Source organism: Ottowia sp. VDI28, from assembly GCF_049532675.1.
Lineage (GTDB): Bacteria > Pseudomonadota > Gammaproteobacteria > Burkholderiales > Burkholderiaceae_C > Ottowia.
Window position 1 is genome coordinate 1831330 of sequence record NZ_CP149820.1, and the last position, 16557, is coordinate 1847886.

Annotated in this window: 16 protein-coding genes; 7 read left to right on the forward strand and 9 right to left on the reverse strand. The window is 63.9% G+C overall.

Features of this window, described 5'->3' with window-relative positions; genetic code table 11:
* Position 1: 1 nt before the first annotated feature.
* The 4 genes from WJU18_RS08700 to hemE all read right to left on the reverse strand — a co-directional run bounded on the left by WJU18_RS08700 (position 2) and on the right by hemE (position 4130).
* The gene (locus WJU18_RS08700; RefSeq protein WP_423459692.1) at positions 2 to 415 is read right to left on the reverse strand and encodes a hypothetical protein; all 414 of its coding nucleotides are present in this window, start codon (positions 413 to 415) and stop codon (positions 2 to 4) included.
* A gap of 100 nt (positions 416 to 515) precedes the next feature.
* The gene (gene priA / locus WJU18_RS08705; protein ID WP_423459693.1) at positions 516 to 2648 is read right to left on the reverse strand and encodes a replication restart helicase PriA; all 2133 of its coding nucleotides are present in this window, start codon (positions 2646 to 2648) and stop codon (positions 516 to 518) included.
* Positions 2645 to 2824: a hypothetical protein gene (locus WJU18_RS08710; protein WP_423459694.1), complete on the reverse strand. Its 180-nt coding sequence runs from the start codon at positions 2822 to 2824 to the stop codon at positions 2645 to 2647. Before WJU18_RS08710 ends, priA begins: the two co-directional genes overlap by 4 nt.
* Before the next feature lie 196 nt (positions 2825 to 3020).
* Entirely contained in the window at positions 3021 to 4130 is a 1110-nt protein-coding gene (gene hemE, locus WJU18_RS08715) for a uroporphyrinogen decarboxylase (RefSeq protein ID WP_423459695.1), read from the reverse strand.
* Positions 4131 to 4209: 79 nt separating this feature from the next.
* Between hemE and WJU18_RS08720 the strand changes: the two genes are divergently transcribed.
* The gene (locus tag WJU18_RS08720; RefSeq protein WP_423459696.1) at positions 4210 to 6900 is read left to right on the forward strand and encodes a GNAT family N-acetyltransferase; all 2691 of its coding nucleotides are present in this window, start codon (positions 4210 to 4212) and stop codon (positions 6898 to 6900) included.
* A gap of 16 nt (positions 6901 to 6916) precedes the next feature.
* Here the strand turns inward: WJU18_RS08720 and WJU18_RS08725 are convergent, their stop codons facing one another.
* The 4 genes from WJU18_RS08725 to WJU18_RS08740 all read right to left on the reverse strand — a co-directional run bounded on the left by WJU18_RS08725 (position 6917) and on the right by WJU18_RS08740 (position 10889).
* Positions 6917 to 8254, reverse strand: a complete 1338-nt coding sequence (locus WJU18_RS08725; RefSeq protein ID WP_423459697.1) for a UDP-glucose dehydrogenase family protein — start codon at positions 8252 to 8254, stop codon at positions 6917 to 6919.
* Positions 8251 to 9261, reverse strand: a complete 1011-nt coding sequence (locus WJU18_RS08730; protein ID WP_423459698.1) for an NAD-dependent epimerase — start codon at positions 9259 to 9261, stop codon at positions 8251 to 8253. The genes WJU18_RS08725 and WJU18_RS08730 overlap by 4 nt, the downstream gene beginning before the upstream one ends.
* 120 nt (positions 9262 to 9381) lie before the next feature.
* Positions 9382 to 10503, reverse strand: a complete 1122-nt coding sequence (locus WJU18_RS08735) for a glycosyltransferase family 39 protein (protein ID WP_423459699.1) — start codon at positions 10501 to 10503, stop codon at positions 9382 to 9384.
* Entirely contained in the window at positions 10464 to 10889 is a 426-nt protein-coding gene (locus WJU18_RS08740; RefSeq protein ID WP_423459700.1) for an ArnT family glycosyltransferase, read from the reverse strand. Before WJU18_RS08740 ends, WJU18_RS08735 begins: the two co-directional genes overlap by 40 nt.
* A 73-nt stretch (positions 10890 to 10962) precedes the next feature.
* On the opposite strand from WJU18_RS08740, the gene WJU18_RS08745 reads away from it, so the two are divergent.
* From WJU18_RS08745 to WJU18_RS08755, 3 genes are read left to right on the forward strand one after another with little or no spacing between them, the layout of a single operon-like run.
* Complete coding sequence (locus tag WJU18_RS08745; protein ID WP_423459701.1) at positions 10963 to 11985, forward strand: glycosyltransferase family 2 protein; 1023 nt, start codon at positions 10963 to 10965, stop codon at positions 11983 to 11985.
* On the forward strand, positions 11982 to 12290 hold the full coding sequence (locus WJU18_RS08750; protein WP_423459702.1) for a lysylphosphatidylglycerol synthase domain-containing protein: 309 nt from the start codon (positions 11982 to 11984) through the stop codon (positions 12288 to 12290). Before WJU18_RS08745 ends, WJU18_RS08750 begins: the two co-directional genes overlap by 4 nt.
* Entirely contained in the window at positions 12290 to 12907 is a 618-nt protein-coding gene (locus tag WJU18_RS08755) for a lysylphosphatidylglycerol synthase domain-containing protein (RefSeq protein WP_423459703.1), read from the forward strand. The genes WJU18_RS08750 and WJU18_RS08755 overlap by 1 nt, the downstream gene beginning before the upstream one ends.
* 45 nt (positions 12908 to 12952) lie before the next feature.
* Here the strand turns inward: WJU18_RS08755 and hppD are convergent, their stop codons facing one another.
* A complete protein-coding gene (gene hppD, locus WJU18_RS08760) occupies positions 12953 to 14077 on the reverse strand; it encodes a 4-hydroxyphenylpyruvate dioxygenase (RefSeq protein ID WP_423459704.1) in 1125 nt (374 codons plus the stop codon).
* 217 nt (positions 14078 to 14294) lie between these two features.
* Here hppD and WJU18_RS08765 point away from each other — a divergent pair, with 217 nt between their 5' ends.
* The 3 genes from WJU18_RS08765 to WJU18_RS08775 all read left to right on the forward strand — a co-directional run bounded on the left by WJU18_RS08765 (position 14295) and on the right by WJU18_RS08775 (position 16550).
* Positions 14295 to 14774 carry an Lrp/AsnC family transcriptional regulator gene (locus WJU18_RS08765; RefSeq protein WP_423459705.1) on the forward strand — a complete coding sequence of 160 codons (480 nt, stop codon included), beginning with the start codon at positions 14295 to 14297 and terminating at the stop codon, positions 14772 to 14774.
* A 106-nt stretch (positions 14775 to 14880) separates the two neighbouring features.
* Positions 14881 to 15543: a GNAT family N-acetyltransferase gene (locus WJU18_RS08770; RefSeq protein WP_423459706.1), complete on the forward strand. Its 663-nt coding sequence runs from the start codon at positions 14881 to 14883 to the stop codon at positions 15541 to 15543.
* Positions 15544 to 15665: 122 nt separating this feature from the next.
* The gene (locus WJU18_RS08775; protein WP_423459707.1) at positions 15666 to 16550 is read left to right on the forward strand and encodes an HlyC/CorC family transporter; all 885 of its coding nucleotides are present in this window, start codon (positions 15666 to 15668) and stop codon (positions 16548 to 16550) included.
* The last annotated feature ends 7 nt before the right edge of the window (positions 16551 to 16557 follow it).

Sequence of the window (16557 nt, forward strand, 5' to 3'; positions counted from 1 at the left end):
GTCAGTGCTTGCGCTGCGGGTTCTTCACGGGTGTGGCTGGGGCCGGATCCTGAGGCTTCAGCTCCACGCGAGGCGCATTGGCCAGCTCCTCTGGCGTGACCTGAGTGGTCGTTTCCTTGATCAACCCGCCGCCGATCACGCTGCCAGACACTTCACCCTTGCCATTCACACGTGCTTCGCAGTCCACCTTGTAAAAAGCGGGCAGGTTGGCGCAGCGCATCAATTCATTGGAGCGGGCCTGCTCGGCGGTGACCGGGGCCAGTTGGCTGCGAACGGAAGCCGCCCGGCGCTCCTTGGCTGCGGCGGCTTGATCGAGGTTGGTCTGGCTGGTGGTGGCGCCTTGCGATTGCGCGAAGGCGGGCATGGCCATCGCGCCAGCCAGGGCGAGCAGAGCAAAGAGTCTTTTGTGGGGCATGGTGATTTCCTTTCCATATCCGGCAAACCGGAAAATCCCACTTTAGGCCGTCCGCCATTTGGTCTTTGTCAGACAAAGGCGCACGGTGATGTCAAGAAGACTAGACGGCGAGCGGATCCACGTCCACGGCCCAGCGGACGATGCCCCGATGCTCCGGATCTGCGCGTAACTTGTGCAACAAGGGCTGGCAAGCGGTCAGCACACGTTGGAGGGCAGGGCGCGACAGGCTTTCGATCATCATCTGCGCGCGCTCGACGTTGGCCACCCGCTGCACCGCCATGGGGACAGGCGGGTACCAGGTGGTGTGTTCAAGGGCCGCCTGCACATCACCCCCGTCGGTGAGCGCCGTTCGGGCGGCTTCCGCGGCGGCCTTCAGGAAGGCTTGCGCGGCATCCTGGGTTCTGGCATCCGCGCGCAGCAGCGCCAGGTGCGTGAAGGGCGGCAGGCCGGCCTGGGCGCGCTCGGTCAGTTGGCTCTCGGCAAAGCTGGAGTAATCATGCGCTTTCAGCGCCTCATACAGCGGATGCTGCGGGTGCTGGGTTTGCACCCACATTTCGCTGGCCGCGGCGACGGCGGCATCCCGCCCCGCTCTTCCCGCCGCCTGCAGCAGGAGCGAGAACAGGCGTTCCGGCGCCCGGAAATCGCTGGAAAACAGCGCTGAATCCGGGTTGATGGCAGCCACCAGCGTGACGCGCCGAAAATCATGCCCTTTCGCGATCATCTGCGTGCCGACCAGCACATCCACCTCGCCGGCATGCACTTGGGCCAGTTGGGTTTCCAGGGAGCCCTTGCCTCGTGTGGAATCGGCATCGATGCGGGCAACGCGGATGGGGGTGCCGTCGGGGCGCATGACAGGCGCGAGCAATTGGCCGATGTGCTCCTCCAACTGTTCGGTGCCGCGCCCGATGGTGCCGATATCCAGATTGCCGCACGAGGGGCACGCGCGGGGCACACGCTCGGTGAAGCCGCAGTGGTGGCAGCGCAGGGTGCGGTCGATCTTGTGGAACACGCGGTAGGCACTGCAGTAGGGGCATTCGCTCTTCCAGCCGCAATCGGCGCAGTGCAGCACGGGCGCATAGCCGCGGCGGTTGAGCAGCAGCAGCGCCTGCTCGCCGCGCGCCGCGCGCTCGCCGATGGCGGCCAGCAGGGGCGGCGAGATCAAGGTGCCGCGCGGCTGGCGGCTCATGTCCACGCGGCGCACGCGGGGCAGGCCGGCGCCGCCGTCTTCCGCGCCGATTCGGCGGGGCATGGCCAGCCGCACGTAGCGGCCGCTGCCTCCATCGGAGACCGGGCGGCTTTGTTGCCAGCTTTCAAGTGAAGGGGTGGCCGAGCCCAGAATGACCTTGGCACCAACCAATCGACCTCTGTAGACGGCCAGATCGCGTGCCGAATACCGGGCGCCTTCCTGCTGCTTGTAGCTTGGGTCGTGCTCTTCATCCACCACGATCAGCGCTAGGTGGGGCATGGAAGCCAGTACCGCCATGCGCGTGCCGAGGACGATGCGGGCTTGGCCGGCATGTGCCGCCAGCCAGCCTGCCAGGCGCTGCGGGGGCGTCAGGCCGCTGTGCATCGACACCACGGATGCTTCGCCAAATCGCGTGACAAAGCGCGCTTCCAGCTGCGGGGTCAGGTTGATCTCGGGTACCAGCACCATGACCTGCGCCTCGGGGTCACGGGCCAATACGCGTTCCGCCGCACGCATGTAGACCTCTGTCTTGCCGCTGCCCGTGGTGCCAAAGAGCAGGAACGGGCCGCTTTCCTGCTCGATCCGGCCCAGGGCGCTCTCTTGATCGGTGGAAAGCGCTTGCAAGGATTCGCGCGCTTCGATTTTTTGCCCAGGCTCCGCGGCGTGCAGGCGTTTCAGCCGGCGGGCCATTTGTGTGGCGCTCAGGGTACGCAGTTGTGGCGGCAGGGCCGCCAGGGCCACTTCGCCCAGGGCTCGCTGGTAGTAGCGGGCGGCAAAGCCGATCAAGGCACGCCAGTGTTCGTCCAGCGGAGGCAGCTCGCCCAGGGTGCCTGCAATATCGCGCGCCGAATCGGCCAGTTCAGGCTCAGGTTCCTCCACCAGGGCCCAGACCACCCCCAGCACTTCCCGTTTGCCGAGCGGCACGCGCACCAGGGTGCCGGGAGGCAAGGGTTCGGTACTGCGATAGGTCAGCGGCGTGCCAATACCGCTGTGGGCAGGTGTGGCGACGGCGACGGCAATCCAGTGAACTGGGGCGGGGTTTGTCATCCCTTAAAAAACTCCCATACCCCAATTGGCCCCGGCAAGGTATCCAATCCACATGCAGTTTTTACCTTAAGTGCTTGTTTTGAATGCGTTTTGAGAGTCATTCCCAATTTCTGTGGATAACTTTGTTGAAAACTACTCTCTATTCGCCGCAAGCCCTTGCCAATCAAGGCTTCCATTACCTTGCCTATCAAAAAAGCAATGTTTGATTCTTATATAAATCAATAACTTACGATTCCTCTGCGATTCACGCCTTTGGCCTTTTTCAAAAGGCGCACTAGCAGAAGTTTTGTGCATAAGTAAAGTCGCATACCTCACTTTTTTTGTTTCAAGCGGGCGAAAAACACTTGACTTGGCGCGCGTTCCTTCGTCTCTTCAGCTGCCTGCGCGCATTCGCCTGGAATGGATGTGCACTTCGTCCACCAGATGAGCCACGTGTTCCGGGGGCGTGAACTGGCTGATGCCATGGCCGAGGTTGAAGATATGGGTGGTGCCGCGCGTGGCGGGGTCGGCATGCGGGGCGCCGAAGCTGTCCAGCACCGCACGCGCTTGTGCGCGGATGGCCTCGGGCGGCGCGAACAGCACGTTGGGGTCGATGTTGCCCTGGAGCGCCTTGCCGGCATTGCCTTCGGAAACGATGGCCCGTGCCGCGCCCAGGTTCATCGTCCAATCCAGTCCCAGCACATCGCAATCGAGTTCGCGCATCTCACGCAGCCACAGGCCGCCGCCCTTGGTGAAGACGATGCGAGGAACCACGTTGCCATCCGTGCCGGTGCGCTTGAGCTGGGACAGCACGCGTGCGGTATAGGCCAGACTGAAGGCCTGGAAAGCGCCGTCGGCCAACACGCCTCCCCAACTGTCGAAAATCATCACGGCTTGGGCACCGGCATCGATCTGGGCGTTCAGGTAAAGCGCCACGGCATCGGCGTTGATGGCCAGGATCCGGTGCATCAGATCGGGCCGGGCATACATCAGCGTCTTGACGGCACGGTAGTCCTGGGAGCTGCCGCCCTCGACCATGTAGCAGGCCAGCGTCCAGGGGCTGCCCGAGAAGCCGATCAGCGGCACGCGGCCGTTCAGTGCCTTGCGGATGGATGTCACGGCATCGAACACGTACCGGAGTTTGTTCATGTCGGGTACGGCCAGTTCGGCCACGGCGGCTTCATCCCGCACCGTGCGCTCGAATTTCGGGCCTTCCCCTTGTGCGAACGAAAGGCCCAGGCCCATCGCGTCGGGCACCGTGAGGATGTCGGAAAACAGAATGGAGGCATCGAGCGGATAGCGCTCCAGCGGCTGCAGGGTGACCTCGGTGGCGTAGTCAACATTGGTGGCCAGGCCCATGAAGCTGCCGGCCTTGGCGCGCGTGGCGCAATATTCGGGCAGATAGCGCCCGGCTTGCCGCATCAGCCAGACGGGGGTGTGGGGAGTGGCCTGACCGAGGCAGGCGCGCAGGAAGGTGTTGTTTTGCAAGGGAACGGAGCTCATGGGTACATTGTCTCAGAGCGTGTTCACACCCTTCGCGCGCAAAATAAAGGTTTTCCCCTTGGGTCTTTCAAAAACGGCCATGGACAAGCATTACCTCAGCCCGCTTTTCGATCCTGAATCAATCATTCTTTTCACCGGTAACGAGAATGATCCGGCTGGGCAGACGCCGCACGCGCAGGCGTTGCTCGCAGGGTTCCGGGCGCAAACCTACAGGGGCCGGGTGACCGAGCTCAGCACGCAGACCACCGGGACGCTGGGCGATCTGGCGCAAACGCGGGCCGATTTGGCCATCATTGCCCTGCCGCCCGATGAAATCGTGGCTGCACTGGAACTGGCGGGGCGCATCAAATGCAAGGCAGCGATGGTGCTCTCGGCCGGCATCGGCGCGCCGCTGGCGGCTGAGATGGCTCGCACGGCCCAGCGGCACGGAGTGATGCTGTTGGGGCCCAACAGCCAGGGTTTTCAGCGGCCGGCGTGGCTTTTGAACGCCAGCACGCTCGGGCCGCTGGCCACCTCCGGACAGCAAGCCCTGGTGTCACAGTCGGGGGCGCTCACGGCTGCGATCCTGGATTGGGCACGCCAGAACCGCGTAGGGTTTTCCACTGTGGTTTCGGTGGGGCCACACAGCGCGCTGCGCATCGCTGATATGCTGGATTTCCTGGCAAGCGACCGGCATACCCAGGCCATCGTGGTCTATATGGAGGGGATTTCGAATGCGCGCCGCTTCATGAGCGCCTTGCGCGCAGCCGCCAGCAGCAAACCGGTGGTGGTGCTCAAGGCGGGGCGCAAGCTGGCGGGCAATGCGGCTGCGCAGACGCACTCGGGCTCCATCGTCGGCAGCGACGCGGTGTTCGATGCCGCTTTGCGCCGGGCTGGCGCCGTGCGGGTGCGCTCGTTCGTCGAGCTTTTTTCCGCGGCCAAGTGCCTGGCTTCGCGCTACAGGCCCGTGGGCAAGCGGCTGGCCATCATTACCAATGGTGGCGGCCCGGGGGTGCTGGCAGCCGACTGGGTGAGCGAGATCGGCTTGCAGTTGGGTGTGCTGTCGGAGGCGGCAGCGCGTGTGCTGTTGCCTCAGCTGCCACCGATTGCGTCGCTGGCCGACCTGATCGACCTCTCGGAAGATGCGCAGCCCGAGCACTATCGCCTGGCGCTGGAGGCGGCGGCGCGTGACAGGGCGGTGGACGGCGTGCTGGTGATCTACTCGCCGAAGGTCGGCGGCGACGCCGAGGCCATTGCGCGCGTGCTCGCGGATGCGCGTCCCCAGCTGTCAAAGCCCTTGCTCAGTTGCTGGATGGGAGACGCTTCGGTGGGCGCGGCGCGCACGCTGATGGCGGATGCGCAGATTCCCACCTTCCGTACGCCGGAGGCCGCGGTCGGGGCTTTCCGCAACATTTCCAGCTTCTATCAGAACCAGCAGTTGCTGCAGCAAACGCCGCCGCCTCTTTCTCAGTTGGCGGCACCGGATGTGGAGGGCGCGCGGCTTTTGATCGAGAGCGTGCTGGCCGAGCGGAGGCAGGCATTGACCGAGATGGAGTCGAAGGCGCTGCTGGCGGCTTTCCATATTCCGGTGACTTCCACGATTCTGGCCCGCAACCCGAGCGAGGCCATGATGATTGCCGCGCAGCAGGGCTTTCCCGTTGCGCTGAAGGTCGATTCTCCAGACATCAGCCACAAGAGCGATGTGGGCGGGGTGGCGCTGAATGTGATGAACGCGACGCAGGTGCGCGATGTCTACCACGACATGATGGCCAATGTGGCCCGCGCCCGGCCCGATGCACGGATCAATGGCATCACGGTACAGGCCATGGCCAGGATGCGGCGTGGGCGGGAGCTGTATATCGGCGTGGTGACCGACGATCCGTTTGGCCCCGTGATTGCCTTCGGTGCGGGCGGCACGATGATCGAGTTGATGGGGGGTAACGCCATGGAGCTGCCGCCGCTCAACCAGTTCCTCGCGCATCGGCTGATCGAGCGCGCGCGCGTGGCCGAAACACTGGGGGAATGGCGCGGCGCGCCGGCCGTGAACATGCAGGCGCTGGAGCGGGTGCTGCTGCGCGTGTCCGAGATGGTGTGCGAGTTGCCGCAACTGCGTGAGATGGATATCAACCCCATCATCGTGGACGAGCATGGCGCCGTGGCGGTGGATGCGCGTATTGTCGTCGGGCATGCGCCTTCCACATCGGCGGGAGGCGGGCGCGGCTATGGCCATCTGGCGATCCTGCCGTATCCGGCGCGCTATGAGCAGATCTGGCCGCTGCGTGGTGGCGGCGAATACACGGTGCGGCCCATTCACCCTGGTGATGCGCAGATGCTGCAGGATCTGACCAAGCGCCTGTCACCCGAAAGCCGATATTTCCGCTTCGTTTCCAGCATGCCGGAATTGCCGCCGGGCATGCTCTCACGCTTCACGCTGATCGACTATGACCGCGAGATGGCGCTATGCGCCGTGATCAAGGAGGAGAAGCTGGGCGAAGACGGACAGCAGGAGGTGAGCGAGCGCTTCATTGCGGTTTCGCGCTACATCACCAACCCTGACCATACGAGTTGCGAGTTTTCCCTGGTGGTAGATGATGCCTTCGCCGGCCAGGGGCTGGGGACACGCATGATGCACAGCATCATGGACGTGGCGCGCGATAGAGGCCTGCAGGAGATCGTGGGCATGGTACTGACCAGCAACGGCGCCATGCTCAAGCTGATGCAAAGCCTGGGCTTTTCAGTCAAGGCCTATCCGGATGATCCGGATTTCAGGCTGGTGACGCACGTCCTGTAGCGCTGCCAAACCGGTTTTAAACTGGTTTCGTCGCGGCGCGGCCAATCGAGGAGTAACCCAGCCCATGGCGCGTGACCAGGGCAGGGTCATACAGGTTGCGGCCGTCGAACACCATGCGGTCTTTGAGCAACTGCGCCATCTGCTCGAAATCCGGTACGCGGAAAGTCTGCCATTCGGTCACGATGGCCAGGCAATCGGCGCCTTCGAGGGCGGCATTCGGTGTGGCGGCCAGCATGAAATCCGGCCGCTCGCCGTAGATGCGGCGTGCCTCGTCCATGGCCACGGGATCATGGGCCTGCACAAGCGCGCCGGCTTCCCACAGCGCTTCCATCAGTGTACGGCTGGGAGCCTCCCGCATATCGTCCGTATTGGGCTTGAAAGCCAAGCCCCACAGGGCGACGACTTTGCCTTTCAGGTTGCCGCCGTAGTAGGCGTTGATGCGTTCGAACAGCACGCGCCGCTGGGCCTCATTGCGCCTCTCCACCGCCAGCATGAGCTCGGGTGAGAAATCCGCGCTGCGAGCGGTGTGGATCAGGGCCTTCACATCTTTCGGGAAGCAACTACCCCCGTAACCCAGGCCCGGATAGATGAAGTGGTAGCCGATGCGCGGATCGCTGCCAATGCCGCGGCGCACGGCTTCCACATCGGCTCCCAGGCGCTCGGCCAGGTTGGCGATCTCGTTCATGAAGCTGATCTTGGTGGCCAGCATCGCATTGGCCGCGTATTTCGTCAGCTCGGCGCTGCGGATGTCCATGACCACGATCTTGTCGTGGTTGCGGTTGAACGGGGCATACAGCTCGCGCAACCGTGCTTCCGCGGCCGGGCTTTCCGTGCCGATGACGATGCGGTCGGGCCGCTTGCAATCGGCCACCGCGGCACCTTCCTTCAGGAATTCCGGGTTCGAGACGACGTCGAACGCGTGCTGCACACCGCGTGCCTGGAGCACTTCGCGGACGGCGGCAGCCACGCGGTCGGCGGTGCCCACCGGCACGGTGGATTTGTTGACCAGGGTGCGCGGGCCGTCCATGTGCTGGGCGATGGTGCGCGCCACGGCCAGCACGTGCTTCAGATCGGCGCTGCCGTCTTCATCGGGTGGTGTGCCCACCGCCAGGAAAATCACTTCCCCATGCGCCACGCCCGCCGCGGCATCGGTGCTAAAGCGCAGGCGGCCGGCGGCCTGGTTATCCTTGACCAGCGGCGCCAGGCCGGGCTCGTGAATGGGAATGTCGCCTGCCTGCAGCCTGGAGACCTTGGCGGCGTCGATGTCAATGCAGGTGACATCGTGACCCACATCCGCCAGCACGGTTCCTTGAACCAGGCCGACATAGCCAGTGCCGAAAACGGTTACTTTCATGATCGATAAAAATCCCGATACCAATTGATGAAATGCGCCACGCCCTCAGGCACAGGTGTGGAGGGCGTGAAGCCAACCCAGCCGGCGAGTGCCGTGGTGTCGGCCGACGTGGTGTGCATATCCCCCGGTTGCTGCGGCAGCATGCGCTGGATGGCTTTCATCCCGAGGGCGGATTCCAGGGCCGCAATGTAATCCGTGAGCAGCGTAGGCGCCTGGTTGCCGATATTGAATACCCGGTGAGGTGCGTTGCCGGTGGAAGGATTCGGCGCCAGCGGGTCGTAATCCGGATCGGGCGTGGCGGGCTTGTCGAGCACGCGCAGAACCCCCTCGACGATATCGTCGATGTAGGTGTAGTCGCGCAGCAATTGCCCGTGGCCGTAGACGTCGATCGGCTCACCGGCCAGGATGGCGCGCGTGAATTTGAACAGCGCCATGTCGGGGCGCCCCCAGGGGCCGTACACCGTGAAAAAGCGCAGGCCGGTGGCCGGCAGCTTGAACAGATGGCTGTAAGTATGCGCCATCAGTTCATTGGCGCGCTTGGTGGCGGCGTACAGGCTGATCGGGTGGTCTACCGCATCGCGTTCGGAGAAGGGCAGCTTCATGTTGCCCCCATAGACGCTGGAGCTGCTGGCATACACCAGATGCTGGACAGGATGCGCGCGGCAGCCTTCCAGCAGATTGACGAAGCCTGTCAGATTCGAATCCGCATAGGCGTGAGGTGCTTCGAGCGAATAACGGACGCCAGCCTGGGCTGCCAGATGCAGCACCCGGTCCGGGCGCGTGCGCTCGAACAAGGCCGCCATGGCGCCTCGGTCGGCGATATCGAGGCGTTCGAAGGAAAAGCCGGGGTGTGCCTTCAGGCGGGCCAGGCGGGCCTCTTTCAAGGCGACGTCGTAGTAGGTATTCAGGTTGTCGATACCTACCACGGTGTCGCCGCGCGCCAGCAGGCGTTCACAGGCATGCATGCCGATGAATCCTGCCGCGCCAGTCACTAGGATGGTGTTCATGTCTTTTTTTGTTGCCGGGCCGCCCCAAAACAAAAAGCACCCCCTCGGGGGGCAACGGACCACGCGGAGCGGGGAGTGTGGGGGTCATATTTTTTGGGGCCGCGCCCTGGCGCTGAACTGCTATTTTGCCGCCGGTTGCCAGGCGAACTGATAGTGTGCCGGGGGCAATTTGGTCAACTGGTGCAAGGGTAGCTCAATACCGAGTACGGCGATCGGCGGCAGTTGGCTTTGCGCGCGGCTCCACCAGTGGGGCTCCAGCCGGCTGTCGGTCGACACCAGGAGAAAGCCCTGGCCGGACTGGCGCGCGTGCTGGGCCGCCTGGGCGACGCAGGCCGGCACGTCATCGCCTTCTTCGGCGGAGCAGGCTTGGGTGGGGGCCGCGGGGAAACGTGTGCGTAGCGTGCCTGCGAGCATGTGATCGGCCGCGACGATCGGGCTCTTGCCGTCGTAACCGGCTTCCTGCAGCGCAGCCGCCAGCTCAATGACTGGCTGATTGAGCTCGTCGGCATTCCCGCGGACAATGCCGAACCACAGCCGCGCGCCAGCGGCTACCAGAAGGATCACGGCGATGGCCGCTACGGCGCCGGTGTAGCGGCGCGCCCGCGGGTGCTCCTGCAGCTCGGGTCGGGCCACGAACGCCATGAGCGGTGCTGCGCATAGCAGCGGCAACAGCCAGCGCCCCCTGAAGTTGGTCACGCCACCCACCAGCACCATGCCCAGCAAGGCCAGCAAGACCAGCGCGAAATAGCGTTTGAATACGCTCATGGCCCAGGGCGCGGCGGGCTTGACCGGCCGTTGCCACCAGGCTGAGCGGAACGCCCACAGGGCCACCAGCACCCACAGCAGGACCATGCCGGCCAGGCCGGCCGTCAGGTTGAGCAGGCCCTTGCTCCAGGCCATGCCCTGCTGGATCTGCATCTTGTGCAGGGTGCCGGACGTGGCCTCCTGCAGGTGCGTGAGCAGCCAGCTGGCATGGGGGGCTACTACCAGCAGGCCGACCACAGGCGCCCACCACCAGCCGGGCGAGAGCAGGGCGCGGCGCGCCTCGGGCACGGTCAGCGCGGCCAGCGCCATGGCGCCTATCACCAAGGCGAAGCTGTATTTCGAGAGCATGCCCAGCCCGCACACGAGGCCCAGGAAGGCGAAATCCAGAGGTCGGGGCCGCTTGACCAGGCGGATCAGCAGCCACCAGGCAGCGCAGGTCATGGCCGTGACCAGGATCGTATGGGTTTGGTCGCGCACGGAATCCCAGCCCAAGGGGGCAGCAGCAGCATGCTGGCGGAGGCCCACCAGGCGCCCCGGGGGCCCAGCAGCTCGCGCCCGGCCAGCCACATCAGTACATAGGTGAGTGCCAAAGCGGCATGCTTGAGCACCGACAGCGCCAGCACATTGGGGCCCAGCACGGCATTCACCGCCCACTGCATCCAAGTGTAGAGCGGCGGTTGCGCGCCGTAGCCCAGCGCCAGTTGCTGCGACCACAGCATCTGTTCGGCCTCATCCCACTTCAGCGCCGGAGAAATCGCCACGCGAACGGCCACGTGGGTCACCGCCAGCAGCAGCAACCAGAAGAGCGGATGAGCCACCGGCGGACCGGGAGGCTGCGCTTGCTGCACCTGGGAAAAATTCATGTTCAGAGGATGAGGGTAACGGGTAATTGTGCCTTGCTCGCGTTTCTCGATGCCTACAAGGCACAATTCGCGGATGAATCATGACCGTCAACCGGCGCCCGATGTCTCCATCGTGGTGCCGATCTACAACGAAGTCGACAACCTGCGGGATCTGGTGGAGCGTATCGCCCAGGCGATGGCCGGCCAGCCTCTTTCATTCGAGCTGCTGGCGGTGGACGACGGCTCGGCCGATGGTAGCGCAGCATTGTTGCGCGAGCTGGCGGCCGAGCGGCCGTGGCTGCGTGCCGTCTGCCTGGTGCGAAATTACGGCCAGTCGAGCGCCCTCCAGGCTGGGTTTGACCGCGTGCGCGGCCGTTACGTGGTCACGCTGGATGCCGACTTGCAGAACGAGCCTGGCGACATTCCGCTGCTGCTGGAGCGGCTGGAGAACGATCCCGATGTCGACATGGTCAGCGGCTGGCGCAAGGACCGGCAGGATGCCGAGCTGTCGCGCAAGCTGCCTTCCCGTATCGCGAACCGGTTGATTTCGCGGGCCACCGGCGTGCACCTGCACGACTACGGGTGCGCGCTGAAGGCTTACCGGCGGCCGATCATCGACCGCATCCGCTTGTATGGCGAACTGCACCGCTTCATCCCGTCGCTGGCGAAAGAGGCCGGCGCCCGCATCACGGAAGTGCCGGTGCGCCACCACGCGCGCACGCGTGGAGTGTCCAAGTACGGCATTGACCGCACCTTCCGTGTGATCCTCGATCTGATCCTGATCGTGTTTTTCATGCGCTACCGCCAACGCCCGCTGCACGCCTTTGGTGGCCTGGGGCTGTGGCTGGCCGCGCCGGGCATGCTGATTTTGCTGTGGCTGCTGGCCGTCAAGCTGGCGGGTGAAGATATTGGCGGCAGGCCCTTGTTGCTGCTGGGCGTGATGCTGGTGCTCATGGGCATGCAGTTCATCGCCGCCGGCTTGATGGGCGAATTGCTCATGCGCATCTATCACGAGGCGGGAGGCGCGCCTCAGTATCACGCCGACGAATACGTGGTGAGAGAGGAGGTTGGCATGGTTGACGAGCCATCATCGGCTGCCTCCGCGCGCGTGGTGTGAAGCGGCCATACAAAGCGCTGCTGCGCGGCCTGCTCGGGCTGGCCTTGCTGGCTGTGGTGCTGGCCCTGGCCGAGCCTGGGCGCGTTGTGACCGCCTTGCGGGAAGCCAAGCCCGGATGGCTGCTGGCGGGGCTGGCGGCGGCTGTGGCTTCGAATGTGGCTTCGGCGCTGCGCTGGCGGGCATTGGCACGTTGGCTCGGCAGCGACCTGGGCGTGCGCGACGCGCAGCGGTGGTATTTCCAGGCCATGGGCCTGAATGCGCTGCTGCCGGGCGCCGTGGTGGGGGGGATGTCTACCGGGCCGTGATGCTCAAACGGGCAGGGCAGGACACGCTGGCCTCCACGTGGTCGGTGATTCTCGATCGCGTGAGCGGTTTGTGGATGCTGTGCCTCATCGGCAGCCTGGGAGCCGCGTTATCGGCAGAGACGCTGGGTAAGGCTTTCTCCATCAGACCCTCGGTGCTGGCTGCCTTGGCGCTGGCCGTGGCGGCTCTCTGGCTGGCATTGCCCTGGCTACTGCCGCCAGTGCTGCGGCGCTGGACAGGCCTGGGCAAGCGCTGGGTCGGCCCGCTACGCGCGGCGGCGGAGCGTCCTGATTTTTCCGCGCAGGTCGGGGCGCAGGCCCTGGCATCGGCGGCGGTGCAAATCCTGTCCGCGGCCGCGCTGGCGGCGGGCGCCCTGGCGCTGGGTGTTCATCTGTCGCCAGCGGCCTGGGCGTTCGCCATGGCGCCGATCTTTCTGATGGCCGCATTGCCTGTGAGCGTGGGCGGCTGGGGCACGCGTGAGGCAGCGGCGGCCGCCACTCTGGCACTGTTTGGGGTAGATCCTGCGGCGGCAGTGGGCGCGGCGATGGTGTACGGGATTTACGGCCTGCTGCAGGGAGCGTTGGGCGCTATGGCTTTCGGCATGCCATCGCCGAAGTGATTCGGCCTGGGGCCGTCGCGCTCTAGCTCGGCGGTCCCAGGGGCTTCAGGCTTCCGGCGCGGACACGACGCCCCGGCGGATCTGGTCCAGTTCCATGGTTTCGAACAGCGCCTTGAAGTTGCCTTCGCCGAAGCCTTCGTTGCCTTTGCGCTGAATGAATTCGAAGAAGATCGGGCCGAGCTGGTTCTCGCTGAAAATCTGTAGCAGCAGCTCGCCGGGCTGGCCGTCGACCAGGATGTTGCGCGACTGAAGCTCGCCGATTGGCTCTTGCAGGCCCGGAATGCGCTTGGGCAGCAGCTCGTAATATGTTTCGCTGGTGTCCAGCAGCTTGACGCCGGCCATCTGCAGTGCATCCACAGTGTCGTACAGGCTGCGGGTGGCCAGCGCGATGTGCTGCACGCCTTCGCCCTGGTAGCTGTCCAGGTACTCCTGGATCTGGCCCTTGTTGTCGTTGCCTTCTTCGTTGATCGGGATGCGGATCTTGCCGCAGGGGCTGGTCATGGCTTTGCTCTTGACGCCCGTGGCCTGTCCCTCGATGTCGAAGTAGCGGACTTCGCGGAAGTTGAACAGGCGCTCATAGAAGCCCGACCATTCGGCCATGCGGCCCTTGTGCACGTTGTGCGTCAGGTGATCGATCACGGTCATGCCGTAGCCTTCGGGGCTGATGGCCGCCGAACCGCTCACGCCAGGCAGCGGCTCGAAATCGACGTCGTAGAAGCCGATGTTGCCGATATCGCCTTCTTTCGCGCCGTTCTTGCCGCGCCAACGATCGATCAGGTAGATGATCGAATCGCCGATGCCCTTGATGGCGGGAATGTTCAGCTCGCCCGGGCCGGCTTGGCCGGCATAGCCCCAGGCACCCAGGCTCAGGGCGCGCTCATAGGCCTTCTTGGCATCCTGGACGCGGAAGGCGATGGCGCAGATGCTGGGTCCGTGCATGCGGGCGAAGCGCTGGGCAAAGCTGTCGGGCTCGGCATTGATGATGAAGTTGATTTCACCCTGGCGGTACAGCGTGACGTCCTTGTGGCGGTGCTTGGCCACGGCGGCAAAGCCCATGCGCTCGAACAAGGCGCCCATGGCTTGAGGATCAGGTGCCGCGTACTCGATGAACTCGAAGCCATCGGTGCCCATGGGGTTGTCCCATGTGGTGGCGGTTGACGGGGTATTCATGGTGGAGTCTCCTGCTTGATCGGCGTCAAAACTCAGTACTGTAGTGTGCAACCTCGTCAGCTTTCATGCATTTGCATCGTGTCTCAGGCTGATTTGCGCTGATAATCAGCTTTTAATGCCTCATGAATGCATGTTTTTTGTGTGCATGCTGAGATTGGCGCAGAATTTATTTGGGCGCCGGTGGCCAAGGCCTACGGATCCTGGAATCCAGACCATCATGCCTCTTTCTACCCTGGACAAACTGGACCGCGCCATTCTTGCCAGCCTGCAGGCCAACGGCCGCGACACCTGCGAGGCCATTGGCGAGCGGATTGGCCTGTCGGCCTCGGCGGTGCTTCGGCGCATCAAGAGGCTGGAAGACACTGGGGTGATTGATCGCTATGTAGCCTTGCTCAGGCCGGAGGCGCTGGGCCTGGGCCTGGTGGCCTATGTGAATGTCCGGCTCGAAAAACATGCCGAAGGCGCCAAGCGCAACCCGATGGACGTGTTCCGTGCCAGCGTTCAGGGCTGGCCAGAGGTCATCGAGTGTGTGGCGCTGACCGGTGAGATGGATTTTCTGTTGCGCCTGGTCATCGCCGACATGAACGCCTATTCGCGTTTCATGATGGATACGCTGCTGCGCCACCCCTCGGTGCAAGACTGCAAAACCAGCTTCGTCCTGGACCGCGTCAAGGCTACAACCGCTTATCCGGTATAACCAAATTACTTATTGGGCGTAACTATTTTGCATTTTTTTGCTGCAACGCAGCAAAAATGAGTTCTTTGGAGTTTTGACTCTAGAGATGGATCCTAATATGGGGTACATGGATACCCAGAACCGCTCCTCGGCGGGCCAAGTCCCTGCCATTGTGCCGATCCGCGAGATCGGCCCTCGCTACCGCGACCAGGTAGAACGCCACCTGCTGGCGCTGGACGAGCATGACCGCTATCTTCGATTCGGCTATGTGGCGAGCGATGAGCAGATTCGGCGGTACGTGAAGGGCATCGACTTCGCGGGCGACCGGGTCTTTGGCATTTTCAACCGCAACCTTGAGTTGATCGCGGTGGCCCATCTGGCCCGCCCCAGCGAATTTCGGCGTCACGGTTTCAGCGAATTCGGCGTTTCCGTGGCCAAGCATGCCCGGGGACGCGGCTTTGGCTCGCGCCTGTTCGAAAGAGCGTCGATCTACGCCGTGAACGAAGGCGTGAAGACGCTTTACATCCACGCCCTGTCTGAAAACGCCGCCATGATCCGGATTGCCCGCAAGGCGGGGGCGACCGTGGCGCGTGCTGGCAGTGAAAGCGAGTGCCATCTGGATTTGCCGGAGGCTACGCTGGAGACGCGCGTGAGCGGGCTGATCTCTGAACGGCTCGGCCGGATCGATTACTGGCTCAAGTCCGAGATGTCGCAGATGCGCGATCTGCTGGGCCTGGTGCAGCAGGTGCGCACAGGCGTGCGCGAAGCACGCCACAAGGCCGGCAGCTGAGCGGTTCACGGCACCGGGCGCAGGGCGCTCGGCGGGCGGCTCGGAACTGCATAACGGAACCGTCATTCAATTTCCGCTATCCTAGTACGCTTCACAACTACCGCATGTCCTGCACATAGACAGTGGCTGACCCCCACCCCGCGCACTCGGCACCTTCCTCCGAACGTGAAGACAAACGCAGCTTGTTCCAGAAGCTGGTCGAATTCATCAATCCCGGCCCTGACTCGACAGACGAGTTGATCGAAACCCTCGCCGAGGCAGAAGACAACGAGGTGATCGACGCCGAAAGCCGGATCATGCTCGAAGGCGTGCTTCGCATGGCGGACATGACGGCTGGCGATGCCATGGTGGCCGCGCCGCGCATGGATCTGCTGAACATCGACGCGCCCTACGAAGAACTGCTGCACGAGGTGATCACCACCGCTCACTCGCGTTTTCCGGTCTACCAGGACGAGCGCGAGAACATCATCGGTACGCTGATGGCCAAGGACCTGCTTAAACTGCAGCGTTCGCCTGACCTGAATATTCGCACCCTGTTGCGCCCGGCGGTTTTCGTCCCCGAGTCCAAGGGCTTGAACGACCTGCTCAGGGCCTTCCGCGTCAATCGCAACCACCTGGCCATCGTGGTCGACGAGTTTGGCCGCACGGCCGGTTTGATCACCATCGAGGATGTGCTCGAAGAGATCGTCGGTGAAATCGAGGACGAATTCGATATCGACGCCGATTCAGGCGATATTTTCGCGCTGGCTGACAACACCTGGCGAGTGGCGGGCGATACCCCGCTCGAACACGTCAATGAGTCCTTCGGGGTGCAGTTGGGCACCCGCTCCGACAGCGATCTGGAGGTTGAATTCGACACCATCGGTGGCCTGATCGCCCACGAGATGGGCCATGTGCCCAAGCGCGGCGAGCGCTTTCAGCTGGGCGGCCTCGATTTCGCGGTGCTGCACACCAAGGGCGGGGCCGTGCGTTGGTTCAAGGTGACGCCTGCCGGCGCGCCTGATTGAACTCCTA

What these genes read in the sequence shown, in the direction of transcription:
- WJU18_RS08770 (WP_423459706.1), top strand. Translation starts at nt 14,881, where the DNA reads ATGGATACCCAGAACCGCTCCTCGGCGGGCCAAGTCCCTGCCATTGTG.
- WJU18_RS08740 (WP_423459700.1), bottom strand. Translation starts at nt 10,889, where the DNA reads ATGAATTTTTCCCAGGTGCAGCAAGCGCAGCCTCCCGGTCCGCCGGTG.
- WJU18_RS08745 (WP_423459701.1), top strand. Translation starts at nt 10,963, where the DNA reads ATGAATCATGACCGTCAACCGGCGCCCGATGTCTCCATCGTGGTGCCG.
- WJU18_RS08710 (WP_423459694.1), bottom strand. Translation starts at nt 2,824, where the DNA reads ATGGAAGCCTTGATTGGCAAGGGCTTGCGGCGAATAGAGAGTAGTTTT.
- WJU18_RS08725 (WP_423459697.1), bottom strand. Translation starts at nt 8,254, where the DNA reads ATGAAAGTAACCGTTTTCGGCACTGGCTATGTCGGCCTGGTTCAAGGA.
- WJU18_RS08765 (WP_423459705.1), top strand. Translation starts at nt 14,295, where the DNA reads ATGCCTCTTTCTACCCTGGACAAACTGGACCGCGCCATTCTTGCCAGC.
- WJU18_RS08700 (WP_423459692.1), bottom strand. Translation starts at nt 415, where the DNA reads ATGCCCCACAAAAGACTCTTTGCTCTGCTCGCCCTGGCTGGCGCGATG.
- hemE (WP_423459695.1), bottom strand. Translation starts at nt 4,130, where the DNA reads ATGAGCTCCGTTCCCTTGCAAAACAACACCTTCCTGCGCGCCTGCCTC.
- WJU18_RS08720 (WP_423459696.1), top strand. Translation starts at nt 4,210, where the DNA reads ATGGACAAGCATTACCTCAGCCCGCTTTTCGATCCTGAATCAATCATT.
- priA (WP_423459693.1), bottom strand. Translation starts at nt 2,648, where the DNA reads ATGACAAACCCCGCCCCAGTTCACTGGATTGCCGTCGCCGTCGCCACA.
- WJU18_RS08755 (WP_423459703.1), top strand. Translation starts at nt 12,290, where the DNA reads ATGCTCAAACGGGCAGGGCAGGACACGCTGGCCTCCACGTGGTCGGTG.
- hppD (WP_423459704.1), bottom strand. Translation starts at nt 14,077, where the DNA reads ATGAATACCCCGTCAACCGCCACCACATGGGACAACCCCATGGGCACC.
- WJU18_RS08730 (WP_423459698.1), bottom strand. Translation starts at nt 9,261, where the DNA reads ATGAACACCATCCTAGTGACTGGCGCGGCAGGATTCATCGGCATGCAT.